Annotated in this window: 15 protein-coding genes; 6 read left to right on the top strand and 9 right to left on the bottom strand. The window is 60.1% G+C overall.

Annotation, left to right across the window (positions count from 1 at the left end):
* Positions 1-30 precede the first annotated feature (30 nt).
* Positions 31-1,026 carry a GntR family transcriptional regulator gene (locus tag ABOK31_RS27645; protein ID WP_349960017.1) on the top strand — a complete coding sequence of 332 codons (996 nt, stop codon included), beginning with the start codon at positions 31-33 and terminating at the stop codon, positions 1,024-1,026.
* A gap of 12 nt (positions 1,027-1,038) precedes the next feature.
* Here ABOK31_RS27645 and ABOK31_RS27640 read toward each other — a convergent pair whose 3' ends face one another.
* The 3 genes from ABOK31_RS27640 to ABOK31_RS27630 form a co-directional block, all read right to left on the bottom strand.
* Positions 1,039-2,568 carry an altronate dehydratase family protein gene (locus ABOK31_RS27640; protein ID WP_349960015.1) on the bottom strand — a complete coding sequence of 510 codons (1,530 nt, stop codon included), beginning with the start codon at positions 2,566-2,568 and terminating at the stop codon, positions 1,039-1,041.
* Between the two features lie 100 nt (positions 2,569-2,668).
* Positions 2,669-3,400: a response regulator transcription factor gene (locus ABOK31_RS27635; protein WP_349960013.1), complete on the bottom strand. Its 732-nt coding sequence runs from the start codon at positions 3,398-3,400 to the stop codon at positions 2,669-2,671.
* A complete protein-coding gene (locus tag ABOK31_RS27630; protein WP_174171862.1) occupies positions 3,397-4,635 on the bottom strand; it encodes a sensor histidine kinase in 1,239 nt (412 codons plus the stop codon). The genes ABOK31_RS27635 and ABOK31_RS27630 overlap by 4 nt, the downstream gene beginning before the upstream one ends.
* Before the next feature lie 298 nt (positions 4,636-4,933).
* Here ABOK31_RS27630 and ABOK31_RS27625 point away from each other — a divergent pair, with 298 nt between their 5' ends.
* The 5 genes from ABOK31_RS27625 (at position 4,934) to ABOK31_RS27605 (ending at position 10,362) form a co-directional block, all read left to right on the top strand.
* Positions 4,934-5,950: an ABC transporter substrate-binding protein gene (locus ABOK31_RS27625; protein WP_174171861.1), complete on the top strand. Its 1,017-nt coding sequence runs from the start codon at positions 4,934-4,936 to the stop codon at positions 5,948-5,950.
* An 80-nt stretch (positions 5,951-6,030) separates the two neighbouring features.
* A complete protein-coding gene (locus ABOK31_RS27620) occupies positions 6,031-7,521 on the top strand; it encodes a sugar ABC transporter ATP-binding protein (protein ID WP_349960011.1) in 1,491 nt (496 codons plus the stop codon).
* Entirely contained in the window at positions 7,518-8,462 is a 945-nt protein-coding gene (locus ABOK31_RS27615) for an ABC transporter permease (protein ID WP_349960009.1), read from the top strand. Before ABOK31_RS27620 ends, ABOK31_RS27615 begins: the two co-directional genes overlap by 4 nt.
* Positions 8,459-9,409 carry an ABC transporter permease gene (locus tag ABOK31_RS27610; protein ID WP_174171858.1) on the top strand — a complete coding sequence of 317 codons (951 nt, stop codon included), beginning with the start codon at positions 8,459-8,461 and terminating at the stop codon, positions 9,407-9,409. The genes ABOK31_RS27615 and ABOK31_RS27610 overlap by 4 nt, the downstream gene beginning before the upstream one ends.
* A 32-nt stretch (positions 9,410-9,441) precedes the next feature.
* Positions 9,442-10,362, top strand: coding sequence for an SMP-30/gluconolactonase/LRE family protein (locus ABOK31_RS27605; RefSeq protein WP_349961336.1), 921 nt, complete (start codon positions 9,442-9,444; stop codon positions 10,360-10,362).
* 48 nt (positions 10,363-10,410) lie between these two features.
* On the opposite strand, the gene ABOK31_RS27600 is transcribed toward ABOK31_RS27605, so the two are convergent.
* The 6 genes from ABOK31_RS27600 to ABOK31_RS27575 all read right to left on the bottom strand — a co-directional run bounded on the left by ABOK31_RS27600 (position 10,411) and on the right by ABOK31_RS27575 (position 20,723).
* On the bottom strand, positions 10,411-12,813 hold the full coding sequence (locus ABOK31_RS27600) for a cellulose synthase (protein WP_349961334.1): 2,403 nt from the start codon (positions 12,811-12,813) through the stop codon (positions 10,411-10,413).
* Complete coding sequence (locus tag ABOK31_RS27595; RefSeq protein WP_349960005.1) at positions 12,810-13,859, bottom strand: glycosyl hydrolase family 8; 1,050 nt, start codon at positions 13,857-13,859, stop codon at positions 12,810-12,812. Before ABOK31_RS27595 ends, ABOK31_RS27600 begins: the two co-directional genes overlap by 4 nt.
* Positions 13,856-16,366 carry a cellulose biosynthesis cyclic di-GMP-binding regulatory protein BcsB gene (locus ABOK31_RS27590; protein WP_349960003.1) on the bottom strand — a complete coding sequence of 837 codons (2,511 nt, stop codon included), beginning with the start codon at positions 16,364-16,366 and terminating at the stop codon, positions 13,856-13,858. The genes ABOK31_RS27595 and ABOK31_RS27590 overlap by 4 nt, the downstream gene beginning before the upstream one ends.
* The gene (gene bcsA / locus ABOK31_RS27585; protein ID WP_174171854.1) at positions 16,366-18,555 is read right to left on the bottom strand and encodes a UDP-forming cellulose synthase catalytic subunit; all 2,190 of its coding nucleotides are present in this window, start codon (positions 18,553-18,555) and stop codon (positions 16,366-16,368) included. The genes ABOK31_RS27590 and bcsA overlap by 1 nt, the downstream gene beginning before the upstream one ends.
* 60 nt (positions 18,556-18,615) lie before the next feature.
* Positions 18,616-19,599 (bottom strand): cellulose biosynthesis protein BcsN, encoded by a 984-nt coding sequence (gene bcsN, locus ABOK31_RS27580; RefSeq protein WP_174171853.1) that lies wholly within the window; start codon positions 19,597-19,599, stop codon positions 18,616-18,618.
* A gap of 254 nt (positions 19,600-19,853) precedes the next feature.
* Positions 19,854-20,723, bottom strand: a complete 870-nt coding sequence (locus ABOK31_RS27575; RefSeq protein WP_349961332.1) for an alpha/beta hydrolase-fold protein — start codon at positions 20,721-20,723, stop codon at positions 19,854-19,856.

Below are 20,723 nucleotides of genomic sequence, written 5' to 3'. Positions count from 1 at the left end.
TGCAGCCTCGGACGCGAAACATGGGACGACATGAGCGTATCACGGTTAGGGAATGGCGGTCCGCGCAAAACCAGTCTCTATGAGGAGCTCTTTGGGCGGCTGAAGGCCGAGATTCTCGATGGGACAGTGCCTGACGGCGCAGTGCTGACGGAGGCCGCGCTTGCGGATTTGATAGACAGCAGCCGGGCGCCGGTACGCCACGCGCTCCAACTCCTGTTCGATGAGGGATTGATCACACGGTTTGACGGTCGCGGTTTCATTGTCGGCAAGTCGGGAACGCCGCCGAAGCGGATCAAACTTGCGGACTATCTCGGCAAATTGTTCGCTGAGGATGGCGACAGGCCGATATTCGCCTGGCAGGCGCTTTATGAAGATGTCGAGAGCATTGTTGTCTATCGTTCCTTCTTTGGCCGTTATCGCATCAATGAAAACGAGCTGGCGCGGCATTTCGGCGTCGGGCGCGGAGTAGCACGCGATGTGTTGTTAAAGCTGGAAACGCTCGGCATCACGGAAAAGGACGATAATTTCCGCTGGTCGATCGTACCGCTCGACAGCCAGCGCATTCGCGACCTCTATGAGGTGCGCGAGCAGATCGAGCCGGTGGCGCTCGCAAGCGCCTTGAGCGGACTGTCCGAAGAACACGTCGATGCGATGCTTTCAAGGCTGTCGCTGGCGCTCGCGGATTACCCCGATGTCTCGGCCTCGACCATGTACGAGCTGGAACTCGATCTTCATCAGCGCAGCCTGCAGGCCTGCCCGAACAAGGAGTTCCTGAATATTCTGAAGCGGACGCATTGCATCCTCACGCTCAGCAAGCACGTCGTCGGCAGCCGCATCAAGATGCCGGAATACGAGCCGTTCCTCGCTGAGCATATCGGTGTCTTCAAGATGGTGCAAAAGCGCAATGAGGAAGGGCTGCGAAAAGCGATGCGAGATCATATCCATAATTCGCAGCCCAATGTGCAGGCGCGTGCCAGCTATATCCGTGAACACTATCAGCCGGACGAATACAGTTTCATCATCTAACGCGCAGCGGTATCAGGTGATCGCGCCGACCTGCCAGGGCACGAATTCATTGTCGCCATAGTCGAAGGTCTCGCTCAGCGTCTTCTTGCCGGAGGCGACAGCGATGATCTCCTCGAAAATCCGTTCGCCGGCTGCCTCGATCGTATCGTCGCCGCTGACGATGTCGCCGCAGTTGATGTCCATATCCTCGCGCATATGGTTGTACATCTCGGTGTTGGTGGCGATCTTGACGCAAGGCGCCGGCTTGAAGCCGGAGACGGAGCCTCTGCCCGTCGTAAAGCAGATCACATTGCAGCCACCGGCAACCTGGCCGGTGACGGCGACCGGGTCGTAGCCGGGCGTGTCCATGAAGACGAAGCCGGGCTCGTCGACGATCTCCGAATATTCGTAGACGGCCTTCAAAGGCATGGAGCCACCCTTGGCGACGGCGCCGAGAGACTTTTCCAGGATCGTCGTCAATCCGCCGAGCTTGTTGCCGTAAGAGGGATTGTTGTTGAGTTCCGCGCCGTTGCGGCGGGTATAGTCGCGCCACCAGTCGATTCGGGAGAGCAGCTTTTCGGCGACCGCGGGCGTGACCGCCCTGCGCGTCAGCAGGTGTTCCGCCCCGTAGATTTCCGGGGTTTCCGCCAGAACCGACGTGCCACCATTACGCACGAGAAGGTCGGAGGCATAACCGAGTGCCGGATTGGCCGAAATCCCTGAATAGCCATCCGAGCCGCCGCATTCCAGAGCGAGCTTGATCCCCGAGAGCGGCTGGACCGTGCGTTTGGCGGAATTCACCTCCGGCAGCATGTCCTTGATCATCTCGGAGGCCGCCGCGATCGTCTTGCGGGTGCCGCCGAGATCCTGGATCGTCATGGTGCGCAGCCGGTTTCCCTCCTCGAGTTTGTAATGCTCGAGAATGGGCGCGATCTGATTGGTTTCGCAGCCGAGGCCGATCATCAGGATGCCGCCGAAATTCGGATGCCGGGCGTAGCCCTGAAGGGTGCGCGCCAGATAGCGATAGCCTTCCGACTGGGTGTTGATGGCGCAGCCGCCGCCATGGGTCAGTGCCACGACGCCATCGACATTGTCGAAGCCGTCTAAACCGCCGGTGCGGTTGAAATGCTCGGCAATGTATTTCGACACGGTCGCCGAGCAGTTGACTGTCGTTATGATGCCGATGAAATTACGTGTGCCGACGCCGCCGGCGCCGCGATCGAAGCCCATGAAGGTCCGACAGTCCGCTTGCGGCAGCATGCCCGCTTCTTCGATATCGACACTGAACTGATAGGGATGATCCGATTCGATCACCGCCAGGTTCTGTAGATGGACATGGCCGCCGGCCGGAATGAATTGCGTCGCGACACCGATGGGCTGGCCAAACTTGCGGATCTCCTGGCCGGCCTGGATGTCGCGAACCGCGACCTTGTGGCCGCGCGGGATCTGATCTGCAGCAGCCAAGCCGTCAATGCCGGTTGGGCTACCAGCGCGGATCATCGCGCGAGCGACAGCGACATCATCGATAGGATTGAGCAGGATGACCGGGGAAACGGCGGACATGAGAAATTCCGTATGGTTGGGTTAGTGTCTATTGCTAGCAATAGACAATTATTCGAGGGAAGACGTCAAGCACGATCAACATCGGTGGCTAGCTTCTACCTCAATCGTGTGGTTGGCGCGCGAGCCAGCCAGAAAGATCGGCTTCTGCCCGTTCGAGTGCACTATGATTGAGCAGTTTTCTCAGAAACGCCACGGCAACGGCGCGCGCTCTGAGATTGAACCGGCCATCGTCATCCTGGCCGCCGCGCGGCTGATAGACGCCGAGTTTGACGTATAGCTGCTGCAATCGGTTCTGGACGCTGCGTACCGAGAGATTGCGCCTTTGGGCGATGGCGCGATCGGTCAATCCAAGTGCTATATCGATCAGAATCTCATACTCGGCCTCGGTAAAGCCGTTGACATTGCCGAGGCTTTTTTGCTGCATGCCGCGCACTTCGCGGTCGATCACGCATTGGCTCTCGATAAAGATGCTGCGAAGCGCCAGCTTCAGGCGGTCGTCAGAGGCTGATTTCAGGACGTAGCCATAGACGGCGCCGACAGGGACGATGCGCGAGACGCCGCGAACATAGGCCTCGTCCGAATAGTTCGACCAGAACAGAATGCGCGTTTCCGGCCGTTCCTTCCATATGGTGCGAGCCGCCTCGATGCCATTGCGCTGGCTCATCTGCAGATCCATGACGATGTGAGCGGATTTCAGATCCCGCGCCAGCCGTTCGCCCGCATTGCCGTTTTCCGCCTCCAGCACGCCATCGCATTCGGGAAGTGCGGCGCGGACCGCTTCATTCAGATAGGAGCGATGAAGCGGATCGTCCTCGATGATCAGAACCTTCATGCCGCAGCTCCTCCCACCGATTGCGCCTTGGCAGGCAGGCTGACGCTGACGGTTGTTCCACGGGACGCAGCCGCAGCCTTGATCGTAAAGCGCGCTGAGATCAAGCGCGCGCGCGTCCTCATGTTTTCGATACCGCCGCCCGAAGATCTGCGGCTATTTCCAAGTCCAACGCCGTCATCCATGACATCAATGGTGACGGCACCCTCGGCCGCTTTCAGATGAACCTCGATGCTCTCAGCCTGAGCGTGGCGAATAGCGTTATTGATGGCCTCCTGCGCGATGCGGAAAAGGGCAATGGACACCGATTGTTCAAGGCAGTCGATCGCGCCACCGGTGTCATCGTTCAGGATCCAGGTCAAAGTCGCCTCGCTCTCCTGGATTGACCGTTCAAGATGGTTCTCCACTGCCTGTGCGAAGCCGAAAAGTTGAAGAACCGAGGGCTTGGCTTCCTCAATGATCTGGCGAAGATCGTGCATGCTGTGCTGCAAGCCACGAAACAGCGGCTCAAGCGCTTCGCCGGTGACATCGGGCTGGCGGGCAAGCCGTTCCAGCCGCCGGGAAAGGCGCGTCAGGTCGGCAAGAATCTGATCATGCAGGTCCATGCCGATGCGCTGACGTTCGGCCTCCAACGCCTCGGTTAGTTTCAGGGCGCCGAGGCGCAGACCCTCTTCGCGGGCACGGGCCTCGGCTTCCACGATCGCCGATCGTTTGGCCTGGTCAGCGGCACGGATTGCAAAGAAATGCGGTGCCAGGAGGTCGGCAATCACGCGGGCACTTTCTATATCCTGCATGGTGTAGAGACCGGTCTGGTGACTTGAGCAGGACAAAGCACCGATGACGTGGCCCTGAACCTTGAGGGGCACGTGCAGACGGCTGTGTAGCGATTGATGAAAGATCGGATGCGAGAAAGCACCCTGAAAATGGAATTGCGGATCACTCCAGGCATCGTCGGTTAGGAGGTAGTCGGTCTCGCCCCAAAGAAGCGTGCGGATGGGGCTGTTGCTCACGGGCGCCGGAAAGCGGCGACCCCAATCCGTCTCCAGTCCGCTCTCGTAGGCGGTATGAAACTGTTCATCCATCAGGATGATACAGACGTCGAGATGGTCATGCGGGATGACATGGCTGATTTCGGCAGCGACCGCCTGGATGACCGAGTGAAAGTCGAGCTGGCCGGCAAGAAGCCTTGATATGTTGAGATAATGGTCGAAGACCGATTGCGGCGCCAGATCGCGCAAGACACGCCCTCCCAGGCAATGCGTCGACCCTTACTCCTCCGGCCGCTCGCAGCATGCAGATTTCCGACGCTATTAAGCGCCGATCCGGGTGATCCGTCTTGCGGATTTGCGCATCTTTTCTGCGGGATCCCGCAAGGTCCCGCCCTTTAAGCGCCTGTACAAGCGTCACAATCTCGGACATCCTGTTTTTACTGACAGGGGAACCTTCAGTGCAAATATTATTTTCGATCGTTCGTTGAGGAGCGCGTTCGAAAATCTTGGCCTGGAAGATGAAGTACAGGCTCTTTGGGAGGAAAAAATGAATATTGCCAAGATGCTTATGGCATCCGCCGTCATCGCTTGCGTTGCTGCGCCGGGTGCTGCCTTTGCCGATACGTCGTCCAAGAAAATTGCATTGTCGAACAATTATGCTGGCAATTCCTGGCGCCAGGCCATGCTGACCAGCTGGCAGAAGGTGACGGGCGAAGCGGTCAAAACCGGAGTCGTTGCCGCCGCCGATCCGTTCACAACGGCCGAAAACCAGGCAACCGAACAGGCCGCCCAGATCCAGAACATGATCCTGCAGGGTTATGATGCGATCGTCATCGATGCCGCATCGCCGACAGCACTGAACGGTGCGATCAAGGAAGCCTGCGATGCCAAGATCGTTGTCGTCTCCTTCGACGGTATCGTTACCGAACCCTGCGCCTGGCGCATCGCCGTCGACTTCAAGGGCATGGGTGCCAGCCAGATCGAATATCTCGCCAAGAAGATGCCGAAGGGTGGCAATGTGCTTGAGATCCGCGGGCTTGCCGGCGTCTCGGTCGATGATGAGATTTCGGCCGGTATCCACGAGGCTGCCGCCAAATATCCGCAGTTCAAGATTGTCGGTTCGGTTCATGGCGACTGGGCTCAGGATGTGGCGCAGCGTGCCGTCGCTGGTATCCTGCCGAGCCTTCCCGATATTGCTGCGGTCGTGACCCAGGGCGGTGACGGCTATGGTGCTGCCCAGGCCTTTGCCGCGGCCAAGCGTCCGATGCCCACGATCGTGATGGGCAACCGTCAGGATGAGCTTGCCTGGTGGAAGAAGGAGAAGGATGCCAATGGCTATGAGACGATGTCGGTCTCGATCGCGCCCGGCGTCTCGACACTCGCCTTCTGGGTCGCCCAGCAGATCCTTGACGGTCAAGAGGTAAAGAAGGATCTGGTTGTCCCGTTCCTGCGCATCGATCAGGACAATCTCGAAACCAACCTTGCCACCACGCAGGCGGGCGGTGTCGCCAACGTCGAATATACGCTCGACGACGCCAAGAAGGTCATCGCCGCGGCGAAGTAGCCGATTTTCGCAAGCCGTAAAGACTGGCGCCGCCGATGAAAAGGCGGCGCCCGCCGATGCAACGCCCGACCGGACGATCCATGATTGCAGCCAAAGACAATGCTTTGAAGAGACAGGATGCCGGCCCGCAAGCCGTCGTCTCGGCCCGGGGCATCAAGGTGCATTTCGGTGCTGTGAAAGCGCTCGATGGTGCCGATCTGACGGTTCATGCTGGCGAGTGCATAGGGCTCGTCGGTCACAATGGTGCCGGCAAGTCGACGATCGTCAACGTCATCAATGGTGGTCTCAGCCCGCACGAGGGCAACGTCACCTATGAAGGGGACAGCACTGTGCACGGCGTCAACGCGGCGCGCGCGCACGGCATACGCTGCGTCTTTCAGGAATTGTCGCTCGCCCCCAATCTCACCGTCGTTGAGAATATGCGGGTTGTCCATCGCGGCCTTGCCGGCTGGAACTGGCGGCGGCAGGCGGCGATCATCGTTCGTGCCAAGCTCGACGAGATTTTTGCCGGTCACAGGATCGACGTCATGCGGACAGTCGGCGAACTCTCGATCGCCGAGCGGCAGATGGTAGAGATCGCGATCACCTTTTGTGCCGTCGGCGAGAAGCCGAAGCTGGTCATCCTGGATGAACCTACCTCTTCGCTCGATGCGGGGCTTGCGGCGCAGTTGATGGCCTATGTGCGCGGCTTCGTGCAGGCCGGTGGCGCTGTCATGCTGATCTCGCATATTCTCGGCGAGATCCTTTCGACAGCGAGCCGCATTCTGGTCATGAAGGACGGCCGCGTCGTCGCCGATCGCAGCGCCCAGGATTTCACAGTCCACAGCCTGGTCCAGGCAATGGGCAGTGTCGTCAAGGAGCAGGACCGCAAGCGCACGAGCGGGGAGGGCGGCGCATCGCCTCCTCTCCTTGCGTTGCCGGCACGAGGCGGCAAGGGACTTGGCTTCAATGCCCGCAAGGGCGAGGTGATAGGGCTCGCCGGACTGGCCGGCCACGGTCAGACCGACATGCTGCTCGATCTCCATCGGTCGCTTTCAAGCAACTGGTTGCCGGGCAGGCAGGGCAATATCGCCTTCGTCGCCGGCGACCGGAGCCTGAACGGCACTTTCCCGCTGTGGAGCATCCTGAAAAACCTCAGCATTGCCTCACTGGGCGACTTTTCAAGAATGTCTGTCGTCGACAGCGGGCAGGAGGATCGCCTCGGAGCGGACTGGAAAGGTCGCATCGAAATTCGTACGCCGACGATGGCAAACGGCATTCTGTCCTTGTCCGGCGGCAATCAGCAGAAAGTTCTGTTTGCCCGCGCCTTGGCCACGACGGCGCCGATCGTGCTGATGGACGATCCCATGCGCGGTGTCGATATCGGTACCAAACAGGAGGTCTACAGGATCTTGAACGACGAGGCTTCGTCCGGCCGGACTTTCATCTGGTATTCAACGGAGATGGACGAGATCCGTCTTTGCGACCGCGCCTATGTCTTTCGCGATGGTGCCATCGTCGCCGAGTTGGTTGGAAAGCACATCACGGAGGAAAATGTGCTGGCGGCTTCCTTTGCGGGGGAGGGCGCATGAGCCGTCCGTCATCCGCTACCCTGCGCCTGCTCATTCCGGCGCTATCGCTTGCCGTGCTGCTCGCCGCGGTCTTTTATCTGCAGCCGCGCGCCATGAGCTATATCGGTCTCAATCTGCTCTTCAATCTCGCCGTACCGATTGCCTTGGCGACGATCGCGCAGATGATGATCATGTCGGTCAACGATCTTGACCTGTCGATGGGGACCTTCGTCAGCTTCACGGCCTGCGTGGCGGCGACCTATCTGCAATCCTCTCCGCTCATCGGCATCCTCATTCTGGCGGCCGCAATCGCCGTCTATGCCGCGATCGGCATCGTCATCTATATCAGGGATCTGCCATCGATCGTCGTCACGCTCGGCATGAGCTTCGTCTGGGGCGGCCTTGCGGTTCTATTGTTGCCGGCGCCGGGTGGCACCGCGCCGGATTGGGCGCGCTGGCTGATGACCTCGAAACCGCCGCTTGTTCCTATGGCGATCATAGCGAGCGTGGTCATCGCGCTGTTTTCCCATCTGATCGTCATGCGCTCCTCTTTCGGGGTGCTTATCCGCGGCGTCGGCGGCAATCAGCGATCGCTGCAGCGGGCCGGCTGGTCCGTCGTCAGCCTGCGTGCGGCGGCTTATGCGCTGGCTGGCTTCTTCGCCGTACTTTCCGGTATTGCGCTGGTCGGGCTCACCACCTCGGCGGATGCGAACATCGCGCTGCGTTACACATTGCTGTCGATCGCCGGCGTCATCCTCGGTGGTGGCGAATTTACCGGTGGCCGCGTCTCTCCGGTGGGTGCCGTCATCGGCGCGCTGACGTTGACCTTGGCGGGTTCCTTCCTGTCATTTCTGCGTATCTCGCCCGACTGGCAGATCGGCGCACAGGGCGCGATCCTGATTATTGTGCTTGCGCTCAGGCTCTTGCTCAATCGCGTCGAAAAGCGGGAGAAACAATCATGATCGCTTTTCGCACGCTTGGCCGCAAGCCCTGGATCTGGTCTTTCATCGCGGCAATCGCGGTGTGGATCATCACCGTCCTCTTCACCGGCGGCGCCAGTTCTATCGGTCTCTCACAGGCCGCACTCACCTTTGCGGCATTCTCTGTTATCGTCGGCATCGGGCAGATGTTCGTCATCACGCTCGGGCCGGGTAACATCGATCTTTCCGTGCCTGCCACCATGACGCTTGCCGGTACGATCGCGCTGAAACTCATGAATGTCGAAGACAGCATGATCGTGCCGGGTCTGCTGGTGTCGGTTGTGATCGGGCTTGGCATCGGCATCGGCAACTATGCGCTGATCAAGCTGCTGCGCATTCCGCCGATCATCGCAACGCTCTCCATGAGCTTCATCATTCAGTCGACCGCCATCTGGAGCAATCGCGGCTTGCGCATCAAGCCGCCCGAATATCTGGCCGATTTCACCACGTCGGGTGTGTTCGGCATACCAAATGTCGCTATCGTCGCCCTGCTGCTGTCGGCGCTTGCCTGGATTCTCCTGGAAAAAACGATCTATGGCCGCTGGATATCGGCGATCGGCCAGAGCATGTTTGCAGCGCGCATGGCCGGCATCCCGGTCGATGGAACGCGGCTTGCGACCTATGTGCTTTGCGCCATCCTGGCCTCGATCTGCGGCTATCTGCTCGCGAGCTTCTCCGGCGGCGCAGCGCTCAACATGGGCGCGGAATATCTGTTGATGTCGATCGCCGTCGTCATCATCGGCGGGACGGCGGTTGCCGGCGGCGATTCCAACGTGCCGGGCATCTGGGGCGCCTCGCTGTTCATGTTCTTGGTTGTCTCCATGCTCAACACCTATGGTTTCGGCGCCGGCCCAAGGCTCGTTCTCACCGGTCTGATCATTATTGCCGTCATTCTCGTTGCTGGCGGCCGTCCCATTGGCGGGCGCTGAACTCGTTCCCCAAGACCCCTAGGAAAACTATGATGCCAAACGACGTCTCGTCCATTTACGAAATCTACGACACGCGCTTCCGCAATCTGGTCGTTCCAAGCGCTGGCTTGGAAGAGCTTTATTCGGATTGCCGCTGGGCAGAGGGGCCGGTATGGTTTGCCGACGCCGGATGCCTGATCTGGAGCGACATTCCCAACGAGCGCATGCTGCGCTGGGTGCCGGGCGGCCATGTCTCCGTCTTCCGCGCGCCGTCGAATTTCGCCAATGGCAATACGCGCGACCGCCAAGGGCGGCTCGTGTCGTGCGAACACGGCACCCGCCGGGTGACGCGTACCGAGATCGACGGCTCCATCACCGTTCTTGCTGATAGCTATAAGGGCAAGCGGTTGAATTCACCCAATGACGTGGTCGTTCGCTCGGATGGAACGGTCTGGTTTACCGACCCCACTTACGGCATTCTCTCGAATTACGAGGGTTACAAGGCAGAGCCGGAGCAGCCGACCCGCAATGTCTACCGGCTCGATCCGTCGACGGGGGAGCTGGATGTCGTGGCGGATGATTTCTGCCAGCCGAACGGCTTGGCCTTCTCGCCGGACGAAACGAAACTTTACGTTGCTGATTCAGCGGCAAGCCACGACGTCAGCGCCCCAAGGCACATTCGCGTCTTCGACGTCGTGGATGGCAAGAAACTCGCAAACGGCCAGGTCTTCTGCAACATCGACACCGGCATTCCGGACGGTTTCCGAGCTGACGTCGAAGGCAATATCTGGACAAGCGCTGGCGACGGCGTTCATTGTTTCGCGCCGGACGGCAGTTTGATCGGCAAGATCAAGATACCGCAGACGGTCGCCAACCTCACTTTTGGGGGCGCGAAGCGAAACCAGCTGTTCATAGCCGCCACGCGATCGCTTTATCGAGTGTATACGACTGCGACCGGGGTACAGGCACCCTAGTGGCATGTCAGGAGTTGTTGCCGATAATGGCCTGCGACTTCCGCGCCATCAATAATCCCCGGGCTGGGGATGTAGCGTAAGCTGGAGGTCGCGCAAACCACGGCTGCCGTCGCGGCTGCCGGTTGCGGCGACAGCGGTGAAGATGCGCTCGGCGTCGTCGTACATTTTGAGATTGAGATAGCAATATCCGCGCAGCACCATTAGGTCGACGCGCTCCTGCTGCAGCTGCGCGCGCTGGTCTAGATAGAGCAACGTCTCGTGATAGCGCTTGCCCTCGAAGGCGGAGAGTGCGCGGTCGGCCAGTATGGCGACCTGCAATTCGGCGGCGCGCTGATGGTTCATCGGTGCCTTGGTCGCAGCGACGGCCGCATCATTGGCAAGACCGGCCCGCAGATAGGCGAGGCTCTGTCCATAGGCCGCCTCTTCGCGCGATTTTGGATCCGTGTTGTTCAAGGCGGCACCGAAGGCTTCCACCGCCTCCATCGGCCGATTGAGGTTCATCAGGCACCAGCCGCGGGAAAGAGCATTGCCGGGCGTCAACAGCTCCGCGTTGACGGTGGCATTGCATCCTGCCGGCTGCCGTGTCGAGCGGGTGGCCACCCGGGCACGGGTCTCCGGTTCAGCATAATTCGAGGCAGGAGGACGGCGGGCAGGAGCTACCGGCTGCACGGGGGGCTGCGTATTGACGTAGGGCTGAGTTACCGGAAGCTGGGGCGCTACCTGAGAGACCATCGGCGGCACATTCTGCAACGCGCCTTGCTGCATCGTTGTTTGGGGTAAGGTCTGGGGCGCAGGCTGCATGGTCTGATTGGGGGACGGCAGCGGTTCTGATGCCGTCGTGCGCGGTGTCGGCTCGCCGAGCACGGCGATACGTTGGGAGCGACCGGCCCACAGTCTCTGAACTTCGGCGACGCCCACACGGTCGTTCAACTGATTGCGTGTAATGGCAAGGCCATAGGCGGAAGGCTCATCGTCGGGTTTCCAGCGCAGAGCCGTCTCGAACCAGCGTGCGGCAGCTTGCGGCTGGTTCATAGAACGCGCAAACCATCCGAGCTGCTGGGCCGTTGGGACATATTTCTGCTTTACGACTTCCGCGGCGATACGAGCGAGAACATCTTCACTGAGGTTGGCCGGTGGTTGCAGTGCCATCAGATTGGCGGTTGCCGCAAGGTAGGTCGCCATCGCGTCCTTGGATTCATTGCGCCACTTATACATGGCGTCTTCGGCTTCCTGCGGTTTGTGGTCGGCAATCAGCACCAGGGCAAGACCTTGCGAGATCGTTGCCGAATCTTCCTTCTCATGCGCGGCCTTGAACCATTGCTCGGCGTCGGGATAATCGCTGCGGCGCAGATAGTACCAGCCGAGCAGCGAATCATCGGATGCAAGACCTTGGCTGCGGGCGACGCGCTCGACCTGAGACAGATAGTCCTGGGATACCGTCAGCTTGGGATCGTCATTGCCCTGGGCGACGAAACGGCGAGCCAGATCGGTCCTGATGCTGTCGAATTCGCGCCCGCCATTGCCGTCTGGCTTTTCCAGGGACAAGAGATCCTGCATCGATTGATAGGGTAGAAGGGCGGCGGCCTTCTGGATGGTCGCAAGTCTCTCCTGCGGATTGGTGCAGGCCTTCAGGATATATTTGTAGGCATCTTGGCCGCGGGCTGCACGATCGGTGCGGATGAAGGCTTCGGCGACGCGCCAGAGAACGTCGATATCGCTGCAGGTCAGCAGGCTCGGCGTCCTCGCGCCGATGTCGATTACAGTCTGATATTGCTTCAGATCGGAAGCATTGACGAGCCGCGTGCGTGCCTCTGCGATATCGAGGCGCTCCAGCAGATCGGCGGGCGGCTGCCATCCGGATTCGGCGGCCTGGCGGTCGGCAATGGCCTTGCGCACTTCGGCATAACGGCCCTCGGAATAGAGCTGCCACATAGCTTCGAGCTGCTTGTCGCTGTTTTGCGGAATGGCCAGCGGATCGGCCGGCGGCATCCAGTTCGGATAGAGCGTCTGCAGGCGGGAGATTTCCGCCTGGAGCCGCGCCTTGTCGCCACGGCTTGCAAAATAACGCAATGCGCTTTCATCGACCTTCGGCTGGTTATCCGCAGCTTGTGTCGGGTTGGTCTGTTGCGACGTCGATGGCTGCGTTGATTGCGGCTGTGGCGAGGCTTGGGCGATCGAATCCGCAGCAGTCGTATTTGCCGGCTTGGAAGGGGTGTCGGAGAGAACCGCCGACGGCGCAGCCGCTTGTATATGATCGGCGAGCGCCTGCAAGTCGACGGGCTGTCCGGAGCCGCCGGCCGAGCTGTTATCGGCGGCAAGCATCGTCTGCGGTTCGAGGCGTGCCGACTTTGCCAGCTTGATCTTGTCTTCCGGCGAATCGTGATCCTTCGTCGCGAGCGTAAACCCCGCCACGGCGACGGCCATGAAAGCCATGATCAAGGTGGATTTTATAAACACTCCGGATGTTTCTCCGTGACGAAAGCCAGGCTCAACAGCTGCAAGGTGGCTGGATAGTAAAGCGATGGGGCGAACTGCCGAACCGAAGCAGGCAGTTTCGTTCCGCTCACCACACACGCCACAACATCGTTAACAATTCTATAACCCGGGTCTGGAAGCAAATCCTTCGGCTTGCCCGTCGCCAGATCGATCGTTGCTGGCTCATCTTCATCGACGGTCATGCCCTGCCGCAGACGTGAAAGCAGCGCCTTGTCGTCGATCCCGGCGCGCACCAGGTAAAGGGGGATTCTGACGGCGTTATAGCCGAATTCCGCCTCGAAGCCGCTGGCGGGTTCTGGCTTCGCCTTCAGGCTTACCCAATCGGCCGGAAGCTGGCGCGGGCCAAATTGCAAGGAGTGCAGCAGGGCGAGGCCGTCGTCGCTGAGCTTCTGCCAGCGATCGGAAGGCACCAGCAGCGCCATGACGGGAATCGCTTCGAAGACCCAATAGGATGGATTGATGATCGGTCCATCCTTGCGCCCGGGAGGCCGGTAACCCTCGACTCCGGGAATGAGCAGCGTCCGCCCTGCGGCGCTGATGACGACATGGGACAGGATCGACTTGGCCATGCTCGCAGCCGCCTGCAGATAATCCTTGTTGTTCCAGGCCGATCCCGCCAAGGCCAGCGCATAGGCAATCAACAGATCGCCGTCGGAAGCATTGTTCGTGTCCGTCACATGCGGGGTGACGGCCGGATCCCATTTCCATACGGCAAGGCCGTCGTCACGCAGCAGCAGCTCCGTACGGGTAAAGTACCAGATCTGTTCGAAATCGGCCGGATTATTGGCGAGGTAGGCGAGCAGCATACCATAGCCTTGCCCCTCGCTGTGGCTGATGCCGCCATTGCCGTTATCGATGATGCGTCCATTCACATCGAGGAATTTCGCCTTATAGGCAGTCCATGCCTGCGGATCGATTGCCGCGTGTTGAGCGGCAGCCGGTTGTGCTGCCGCCAGGATGGCAGCGCTGCAGATCGCAAGAACAAGGCGCCGGAGTTTCATTCGCGCCTGCCGATCTTGGAAAGAACGCTTGCCGTGCTCACTCCGAGCAGGAAGGAACCGACCACGAACAGGAAGGCGTAGGACAATATGTTGCTGGAAAGCCAATTTGCGGCAATCAGCCGATAATTCGTCAGCGACCAGGGTTGGGAGACGACAAAGGTGAACCGGCTTACAGGCACGGTATCGATCTTTCCCGTCTTGCCGGAATAGACCGTGATGCGGCCGCCGATCTGCGACCAGGTATTTTGCGTGGTCATTGCCTCGGCGCCTGCACGCAGGTCTCCGGCACTGGGCGCGGTGACAACGGTCCAGGTCGCGTCATTGGTCGGATTTGCCTCCTGGGCGATCAGGAAGCTATTGGCATTCGAGGGCGTGAACACTTGCTCCGAACTCGGGATGAAGCGAAGCGAGCTCAAGGTGATATCGAAATTGCGGTGCATCCATTGCTGGAAGCTCTGCATCTGCCCCTGCAGCAATCCGCCGCTGATGCGGGAGTTCCAATCGGCAATGGTCACGGAAGCTTCTGGTATGCCGCCTTGGCCCGGGGCAGGCGGGCGCCAGGCAACCTGGCTCGAGGCGGAGATGTTCATTTGTGTGAGGATCGTCGACGGCAGCTGCGAGACGGAGCCAATGAACAGCGCATTGCGGGTCCCAACCGTACTGGGCGAGGCGGTGGGTTCCACTGTGATGGGATGGCCGGCGACCAGCGCCATCTGGCCGAGGAGCGTCGCGGTTGCAGATAAGGTGTCGGCGTCCGCGCGGTCGATGAAGAGCGCGGTCGGCTCGGTTTCGCGATTGTAGGGATAGCCGGTGCCGGCAAGGGCTGCGAGGTTGGGCCGCTGCGCGACCCTTGCAAAATCCGGGACGGTGAACTGACTTGTGTTGAACAGGGCAAAGCGTGGCGTTGTGCTTGAGGTCGCGGCAGGCGCGCAGGCGGTATCCTCGTCGGCCAGCAACATGGCTTCAAGCGTGATCGTGTTCAAGCCCGGTTTGAAATGCCGCATGGTAATGCGGATGGGCAATTGCCGGAAGATGCCGCCGCCGGTCACCGTGATCGGCTTGGTCGTGGCGATACTGCCGTTGACATAGACGTCGACATGACTGCCTGGCCGCACATCCTTGGCATAGGCCGCATCAAGCAGGATGGTGGCCTCGCCATAGGCATTCGCATAAAAATCGGACGGGATTGCCACGTTGAAGCTTGTATGGAAACGCCGCCCGGAGAATTCTGTCGTTCTGACGCCCAGTTGTTCGAAGGAAAGGCTGGTGCCTGAGTAGATCAGTGGTGCGTCGGGTGCGGACCATCGTTGCGTTACCAGCAGATCGCGGCGGCTATCGGGATCGCGATCGGTCGGCGAAACCACCATGTCGACCGCAGATGAGATCGCCTGCCAGGAAGGGCCGCTGATCAGGAGGAGCTGCTGACCGCTGCGTGGGTCCATCGCAAACGTCGCCAAAGCTCCATTTTGCGCCGCCGCCGGAACGGCAAATACGGACTGTAGCTCCGCTGGTGTGCCGACGACGACCGTCATCTTGCCCGGGCCTGGCGCAGGCAGGGCATCCGTGCCGAACGAAAAGGTTTCGTTCGGCATTCCGCTCAAAATCGCCAGTCCCTGCGCCAGACGCAGGATCGGTTTGGTCGTTCCCGGTTGAGCCAGGGCCGGCACGACAAGATTGAACTGTGTCTTGCCGGTACTGTCGACACCGATCGCGCGGATCGCATCGGTGGTGGACAGTTTTTCCGCTTCGCGACCGGCGAAGCTGAGATAAGTTCTTGCGGGATCGATATCGGACCAGAGCTCGTAGGTCGACGGAATGTCGCAGTCGACGCGGTGCCGCTGCGTCGCTTCGAAGGTCAGCAGATTGGCGCCGGGCTGCAGGAGCCCGCGCGGGATATCGAAGCTGATATCGGATTCGTTGTCCGAGGAGCTGATCTGCTGCTGATGTACGGCGCGGTCATTCACGAGGACCGTGAGCTGTGATGCCTCGGGGGCGACGACGACGGCGTTCTGATAGGCAAAGGTGAGCTTCGCGGGTGCCGCCGCCTGCTCCGGCGTCAGATAGATCGACCAGGACCTGCGATCGGCTTCACCTTCCAATCGCAGCTTTGCGAAGGGAACGACGTAGCGCCGGAATGCCGACGGGTCGGCGCTCGCGGTTGCCTGTTTCGCCTTCGGCGCCACTTGTGGCGTTGTCTGGGTGGGGGCGACAGGGGTTACGACCTGTGGCGCAGCTGTTTGCGGAGTAACGGCCGGCGGCATCATGACCAGAGGCGGAGTAGCTTGAGGAGCTACGGTCTGTGGTGCAACGGTCTGAGGCACTGTGACCGGAGGCACCGCTGCCTTCGGCGGCTCTGTCTGCGGCGCAGCAGCTTGCGGAGTTACGATCTGAGGCACTGTCGGCGCTTCGCCCTTCGGCCGCTCGCCGGACATGTCGAAAGGCATTGTCTGTGCCTGTGCGGCAACGGCACCAAGGAGAAGCAGGAGGGCGGAGAGGGTGCGGTTCATCAGCTTCTGGCCTTCGCATCCTGCCGCTGCTGCTTGCGATCCGAGCCAACACCCCTGAATAGATAGATCAGGCCGCGGCTGGTCTGATAGAGCGACATGCTCAGGAACCAGAATGTTCCGCGGATGATGCCCGGATTGCGCCGCCGTGCCTGCTGGAACTTCGTCCATTGATCGGAATTGGCGAAGACGAGGTCAGCAATCAGGCGATGGTCGACAGCGCCCCTCGGAACATATTGGCAGCCGATGGCGGTAATGTCACCCATCTGCTCTATATTGCGAACGATGACCGACAGGGTCACCGTGTCGGCACCACTATAGGGCTGGAAGCGGATGATGGCTTCCGCGCCGATCTTGACCGGTTCCAGATCCTTGTTGAAGACGTTCAACCTGGCGCCATGGACGGAGACGTCCTCGATGGAAGCGGAGTTCCACCGGCCGTCGATGCCGAATTCGCTGCGGCGATCGACCCGGACGCGCCGCGAAGAGGCACGTTCGCCGCGTTCGGAGACGACGCCGAGCGCGCAGCCGGAAAGAACGAGGTTGATGATGTTCCAGCCGCCGACGACGAGGGTGACGTCGGCCTTATAGGGCTCCGCATAGATACGATATATGGTGACCGCCAGCGCGATGATCTGAACGGCGAAGATGACGAAGAACGGACGGCTGATTTCCGAAAGGCGGCTGACGGCAATCGACTCATCCTTGGCGGTGACCTTGAAGGTCGGTTTGCGGGGATTGAGCATGACCGAGACAACGGCCGGCAACAGGTGCACCGTCTGGACATATTCATAGAGCTCGGAAATCCAGGGCCAGCGGAACGACCCATAAAGGTAGTTCTGCATCATCAGGTTCACGAGCATATAGGCAAGCGTATAGGCGAGGAACTCGCTGCCCGATGCCGTGAAAATCTCCAGATCGAAGAAGAGATAGAAGAGTGGTGCAAACAGGAAGATGACGCGCGGAAACGGAAACAGCCAGAACAGCGTGGACGACATGTAGCAGAGCCGTTGCGGCAATGTCAGGCCGCGCTTCAGGAGCGGGAAGCGGAAGCGCAGGATCTGCATCATGCCTTGCGCCCAGCGGCTGCGCTGGCCGATGAAGCTTGCGAAAGTCGCCGGCTGCAGGCCGGCAATCAGCGGCTTGTCGACATAGATGCTATTCCAACCTGCACCATGAAGCGCAAGCGCGGTTTCGCAGTCTTCCGTGATGCTGATACCGCTAAAGCCATTTTGCGATTGCAGCGCATTGCGGCTGAGCACGGCGGCCGAACCGCAGAAGAAGGCGGCATTCCATTTGTCGAGACCGCGTTGGATGATGCCGTAGAACATTTCGTTCTCGCTCGGCATGCTGTCAAAGGTGCGCAGGTTCCGCTCCAGCGGGTCGGGGTTGATGAAGAAGTGCGGCGTCTGGACGAGGAAGAGCTTAGGGTCATCCTCGAAATAGCCGACGGTTTCGCGCAGGAAATCGCGCGCCGGCGCATGGTCGGCATCGAAAACGGCGATCAGTTCGCCGTTCGAATGCTCCAGCCCGTTGTTGAGGTTGCCAGCCTTGGCATGTTCGTTGCGGTCGCGCGTCAGATATTCGACATCCAGATCGACGCAGAGCCGCTTGAGTTCGTCGTGGCGGGCAATTGCGGCCTGCGATTCCAAAATCTTGGTCGAATTGCGCTTCTGCAACGTGCCGCCATCGTCGAGCAGCCACACCTTGAGCTTGTCGGCTGGATAGTCCATCGCCTTGGCGGAAGCGAGCGTATTGGCAAGAAGGTTGGTGTCTTCGTTATAGGACGGCACGAAGACATCGACGCTTGGAAAGTGCTTGGTTTCGGCGGCGCGCGTGGTGCGCGGCGGCAGGGGCGTGGCGACGATGAAGAGGCTGAGCATCAGCATCGCCACGTTGTACATTTCGGCGAGATAGAGCAGCAGGCCGGGAATGAAGTTTTCCAGCTGGTTGACGGGTGGCAGCGTATAAGACGTGCGCCAATAGACATAGCGCAAAACGATCGCCGTGCCGAAGGCAAGCGCCACCAGCCGCCAGGTTCCCTGACGCTTGAGGATCTTGATGATCGCCATCAGAGTGACGACCACGGTGCTGGCAATCAGCTGCGTTTGAAGGTTGACCGGCAACGTGATCAGCACGATCCCGCATAGTGCTATCACGGCCCATATCAAGATGCTGCGTGCAGTCTGCATCGGTGTCCCTTCAAAGGTATTGCCAGACGCCATCCTGGCGCCCCCAAGCAGTGCCGTTTGCTAGCGGCACGCCTGAGATATGCCAGTTGCTCCGTTACAGTCCGGTAAAGGCACGATGATATTGCTCGCGGTATTTGCAGGCGGCGGCACGGCCATCGAGCTTGCGCCACCTGTGCCGTTCGTCTGCGGTTGATCGGTCTGCCCATCCGGCAGCGGTACGCGCGGGCCGATCATCGGCGGCAAAGCTGGCGCCGCCTGTGGCTGAGGCTGCGTTATGACCGGTCGGCGGACGACAGCGGGACGCGGTGCGGCAGGGCGGTTCTGGTAGCCGATGCTGATTGGCGCGGTGCGATAAGGGGTGGCGTCGGGATAAACGATCTCGCCGGGCTTGCCCAGAACGGCATCAGCGCCACGCGGGCCGCCGAAAGGGTTGAGCGCTGCGCCGGCAAAGTGGCCGGCGATCGTATAGCCGTAGACCGTGCTCAATAGCTGGCGTTCCGTCGCATGGGCGTCGCAGAGCCGGATGCGCACCTGCACCATGCCGAAATTGCGTTGCTCCTGCGGTGGCGCAAAGCCGGCTTTTACCTGCTGCCAGGCATAAAGGCAGGTATCGCCGGCCCGGCTCTGGCCGGAGGCGTAACCGAACGGACCATAATTGTTCTGAACGAAGGTCGCCGAGCGGGCGAGCCGTACGCCAGGCACTGCGGCCGCCATTTCGCGGGCAATCGTTCCATCGCTGATCGTATTGTAAGGCCGGCTCCCGAGTCCTGGATTGGAGCCAGTCAGCCCGAGAAACTGGACCTTGAGGAAATTCTGGCCGGAAACGGAGGACGAGGTGGAAAGCGCGATCGTCTGCTCGACATCCTTGGCATGCCGGCGCTCCACGACGTTGACGATCGCAGGTCCGCCTGGCGGTGGGAAGGCCAGCGCTTTGTCGCTGGTGACCGTTTCCACGCCGATCGATTGACGAACCGGGCCGGTCGTCGAGCAACCAACGCCGAGGCAGGCCAATATCATCAATGCTATCGTCTTTGAAAAATGCATCTCGTAGATCGCGACAATCGTGTGTGGTCACATTCATCGCAAATTGCGCGACGGTCTTTGGAATCAAGTCCTTGTATTCACTATAGCAAATAAAGGTGATTATGGTTAATCAAGGGTTAATTTTGACCGATTGGCGCTCCGGAAAAGACCAGAAATGCAGATCGAATGCGCTCCGTCGCACCAAATGCACGAAGAGTGATACGTAATCGAAGAAGCTGCTGCAACTTTAGGCGGTAAGCCTATGAATTTTGGATCTATTTCTTTCTGCGAAATGCGATCTGTACGGCCCGGTTCAACGCCGCCGGGAGGACCGACATGTGGTTCTCTCCGGCATATTCTTCAAAGGTGATCGTTTCTGTGGACGACGCCAGTTTGGCCCATCTCTCAGCCATGTCGCGGGCGAGTTCTATCGTGCGCGTTTCCTTCGCGCGTTCCTGTCGTTTTTGCTCTTCGGCGGTGCCTTTATGGAAGGGCGCTAGGGTTTCGCCTTCATATTGGCCGGCGGAAAGATGCAGTTCCATATCGAGCGGCTCTTTGTGCCTGTCCAGGAATTCCCTCTCCATCGAAAGAATAGCGGCATCTTCCCAGTAGATCGCTGGGCTTGCGGAAATCCAGCGGCTGAAGGCATCTGGTTTGTGAAACAGCGCATAGAGCGCGAACAGGCCACCGAACGAATGGCCGAAAAGCGTCTGGCGTGAGCGGTCGATCGGGACCTGCCGCTCTATCCAGGGTTTGAGCTCGTCTTCAATAAGGGTCAGAAAGCGCTCGCCGCCGCCGGTCCTCACATCCGGCGTGTCGGGGAAAAACGGCGGATAGACCCGCCCGGGCGGTGGGCTCAGATCCCAGGAGCGGCGAAGCGGATCATAGGGCTCGTCGGTGGGATAGCCGATGGCGACAATCACGCCTTCCGCAACGTTAGTTCCGTTCGGATAGCTTGCCTGCACCTTCAATGCATCGACGGCAGTCGCAAAGCAGGCATTGCCGTCGGTCAGGTATAGGATTGGCCAACCCTCTGGCGGGGCTGGCTTGTCGGGACGGTAGAGAAGGATCCTGTGAGGATGATCGGCATTGTCAAACTTCAGGTCAGCGAATGTGCAGCCGGCAAGAGTGACCGGCGCCGTCAT

The organism is Rhizobium sp. ZPR4 (genome assembly GCF_040215725.1).
Classification (GTDB): domain Bacteria; phylum Pseudomonadota; class Alphaproteobacteria; order Rhizobiales; family Rhizobiaceae; genus Rhizobium; species Rhizobium rhizogenes_D.
This window is presented reverse-complemented; position numbering and strand designations above follow the sequence as displayed.

What these genes read in the sequence shown, in the direction of transcription:
- bcsN (WP_174171853.1), bottom strand. Translation starts at nt 19,599, where the DNA reads ATGCATTTTTCAAAGACGATAGCATTGATGATATTGGCCTGCCTCGGC.
- ABOK31_RS27595 (WP_349960005.1), bottom strand. Translation starts at nt 13,859, where the DNA reads ATGAAACTCCGGCGCCTTGTTCTTGCGATCTGCAGCGCTGCCATCCTG.
- ABOK31_RS27635 (WP_349960013.1), bottom strand. Translation starts at nt 3,400, where the DNA reads ATGAAGGTTCTGATCATCGAGGACGATCCGCTTCATCGCTCCTATCTG.
- ABOK31_RS27620 (WP_349960011.1), top strand. Translation starts at nt 6,031, where the DNA reads ATGATTGCAGCCAAAGACAATGCTTTGAAGAGACAGGATGCCGGCCCG.
- ABOK31_RS27605 (WP_349961336.1), top strand. Translation starts at nt 9,442, where the DNA reads ATGCCAAACGACGTCTCGTCCATTTACGAAATCTACGACACGCGCTTC.
- bcsA (WP_174171854.1), bottom strand. Translation starts at nt 18,555, where the DNA reads ATGCAGACTGCACGCAGCATCTTGATATGGGCCGTGATAGCACTATGC.
- ABOK31_RS27610 (WP_174171858.1), top strand. Translation starts at nt 8,459, where the DNA reads ATGATCGCTTTTCGCACGCTTGGCCGCAAGCCCTGGATCTGGTCTTTC.
- ABOK31_RS27575 (WP_349961332.1), bottom strand. Translation starts at nt 20,723, where the DNA reads ATGACGGCGCCGGTCACTCTTGCCGGCTGCACATTCGCTGACCTGAAG.
- ABOK31_RS27625 (WP_174171861.1), top strand. Translation starts at nt 4,934, where the DNA reads ATGAATATTGCCAAGATGCTTATGGCATCCGCCGTCATCGCTTGCGTT.
- ABOK31_RS27640 (WP_349960015.1), bottom strand. Translation starts at nt 2,568, where the DNA reads ATGTCCGCCGTTTCCCCGGTCATCCTGCTCAATCCTATCGATGATGTC.
- ABOK31_RS27615 (WP_349960009.1), top strand. Translation starts at nt 7,518, where the DNA reads ATGAGCCGTCCGTCATCCGCTACCCTGCGCCTGCTCATTCCGGCGCTA.
- ABOK31_RS27590 (WP_349960003.1), bottom strand. Translation starts at nt 16,366, where the DNA reads ATGAACCGCACCCTCTCCGCCCTCCTGCTTCTCCTTGGTGCCGTTGCC.
- ABOK31_RS27645 (WP_349960017.1), top strand. Translation starts at nt 31, where the DNA reads ATGAGCGTATCACGGTTAGGGAATGGCGGTCCGCGCAAAACCAGTCTC.